Origin of the sequence: Wolbachia endosymbiont of Drosophila baimaii (assembly GCF_028982185.1) — a bacterium.
Taxonomy (GTDB): Bacteria; Pseudomonadota; Alphaproteobacteria; order Rickettsiales; family Anaplasmataceae; genus Wolbachia; species Wolbachia pipientis.
Window position 1 is genome coordinate 1 of record NZ_JAPQLE010000169.1, and the last position, 2,405, is coordinate 2,405.

Sequence of the window (2,405 nt, forward strand, 5' to 3'; positions counted from 1 at the left end):
TTTTAATTTGTAAGATAAGATCTTTTCCTTTTTGCATGCCTCACCTAAAAAAGACACATTTTAAACTTTTTTGTTGCAATAAAATAGAAACAAAAGTGCTGTCCCTTGCACTCTTTGGATAATTTAATGATAAAAAATTTAGAGAGAAATTTTATACACAATCTCTGATATTTTTCCTTAAGTTGACGCCATTGTATGAACGGTTACGGTTTCCCGTCTTCACCATGCTGTATAGAAAAAAGTCTGGATTCCAATTTGCATGACAATATGGAGTATCTGCTTCTTTCATCCCAGTGGGATCTTTTATTCCATTTTATCAACAGTTTGTTTTGCAGTATCAAACAATTTTAATCCTATAATCCCGAATGTAACTAAAATAAAGCATATTACTTCGAATAAATTAACTGGTTCATCAAATAGGTAAACTCCAAGTATCGAAGCTCCTATAGCGCCCACTCCAGTCCAAATTGCATAGCATACTCCGATAGGTATAGAACGTGTAGCGAGCGAAAGTAAATATGTACTAAGAGCCATGGAGAGTATGCTAATTATTGATGGTACGAGATGAGTAAATCCATAACTATGCTTAAGTGTTATGACCCAGAACACTTCAATTAGTGACGATAAGAGTAAATATATCCAATTCATGCATAAATTTTTAGGTTTAAATAGAGAGCTTTAGCCCTATGCTTCCTATTACAATTAAAACGATACATAAAACTTGAGATAAATTAATATTCTCTGTGAAAGTGGTTGCACTAATTATAGTTATTCCAATTGTGCATATTCCAGAGGAAACTGCATAGCATACTCTAATAGGTAGAAAGCATGCTGCAAGAGATAAAAAGTAAACGCTAATGATCATAATTACCAATGCTGCAATCGAAGGCACAACTTTAGTAAAACTGTTACTAAACTTTAGCGTTACAGCCCACAGTATCTCTAGGATACTAGACAGCAACAAATACAACCAGCACATTTTCGTAACATTTCAATCTTGTATTGTAACAGAAATTGTTAGTTAAAACTACACTAAAGTGCAATAGATCTCTCTTTCGGAATTGCTTTAATATCAAACTTAAAACAACATCCTAAAAAACTTTTCTACGAAATTCAATTCCTGCACGTCATTTGCTGCATAAAGTGGTGTAGTTTGTTGCTCAATACCTGGTATTTCTACAAAAACTTCGCCCACTTCTTGACCTTTTTTAATGGGTGCAGGTATCATATCTTTATATTCAATACGCACCTTAATTTGGTCATGCAATTTGCGGTTGTAAGTTATGGTAACATCGTTTGCAACTGTAATAGGCACTTTTCTATCTTTTCCATAGAGAACATTTACTTCCTCAACTACGCTGTCTTTAACGAATATTTTCTTAGTGTTAAAATGATTTAAGGAGTATTGTATCAGTCTTTTTGCTTCTTCTATTCGCTCTTTCTCAGTGTTTAAACCATTTACGACAGCAAAAATTCTCCTATCATTTCGTTTTGCAGATGCTACAATGCCGTAACCACCAGCATTTGTATAACCGGTTTTTAAGCCATCAACCCCAATATCGTGAAAAAGTAGAAGATTTTTATTCTTTTGTACAATTTCATTATATGTCAAATATTGTTCGGAAAATAAATCATAATATTCAGGAAAATCGGTGAAAATCCTTTTTGCCAGCATTACCAAGTCTTTTGCGTTCATAAAATGATCTTCATCTGGCCACCCGCTTGAGTTGACAAAATGACTGTCATTCAGATTCAAATTTTGTGCAACTTCATTCATTTCAGCCACAAAATTCTCTTCTGATCCTGCAATGCCCTCGGCTAGTGTTATGCAGGCATCATTGCCTGAGACTATTGTAATTCCTTCAAGTAATTCCCTCACCGTAACGGATTGACCTTCTTTCAAAAACATAGAAGAGCCTCTCCTTTCCCACGCTTTTCTACTTACTCTAAATTTATCCTCCATGTGTATTATTCCAGCTTTTAGATAATCGAAGGCTATATATAAAGTCATTAGCTTGCTCATTGAAGATGGGGCCATTTTTTCATCAGAATTATGGTCAAAAATGAATGAGTCTGAAGCTAAATCTAAGACTACTGCTTGCTTTGCTTTGGTTCTAAACTGGTATGAGTATGAAGAAAAAGGAAGTATAAAAACTAATAGCAAAATTACCAATCTGCTTAACATATCTATAATTTTAAATTTATAGTGCACTAATTAATAGTATAATTTTACAGGGGCATTTCAATAGATCTCTTGCATAAAAATTCCTTGACAAACCTCGCCAGCCCCCTTACCATGAAACTGAAGCTATTTGTTTATCTTCTCTGTACAGATTAAATGACAAAAAAACTCACGTATCTGGCGTCTCATGTTTAATTTTTTGCACTATGTGCACCTTATGTCT

Annotated in this window: 3 protein-coding genes; all 3 read right to left on the reverse strand. The window is 34.0% G+C overall.

Going from position 1 to position 2,405, the window contains the following annotated elements:
• Window positions 1-303 precede the first annotated feature (303 nt).
• Window positions 304-648 carry a DMT family transporter gene (locus OZD66_RS05315; protein WP_006279756.1) on the reverse strand — a complete coding sequence of 115 codons (345 nt, stop codon included), beginning with the start codon at window positions 646-648 and terminating at the stop codon, window positions 304-306.
• Window positions 649-664: 16 nt separating this feature from the next.
• Complete coding sequence (locus tag OZD66_RS05320; protein WP_182366633.1) at window positions 665-979, reverse strand: DMT family transporter; 315 nt, start codon at window positions 977-979, stop codon at window positions 665-667.
• Window positions 980-1,078: 99 nt separating this feature from the next.
• Window positions 1,079-2,185 (reverse strand): D-alanyl-D-alanine carboxypeptidase family protein, encoded by a 1,107-nt coding sequence (locus OZD66_RS05325; protein WP_182366631.1) that lies wholly within the window; start codon window positions 2,183-2,185, stop codon window positions 1,079-1,081.
• Window positions 2,186-2,405: the final 220 nt, after the last annotated feature.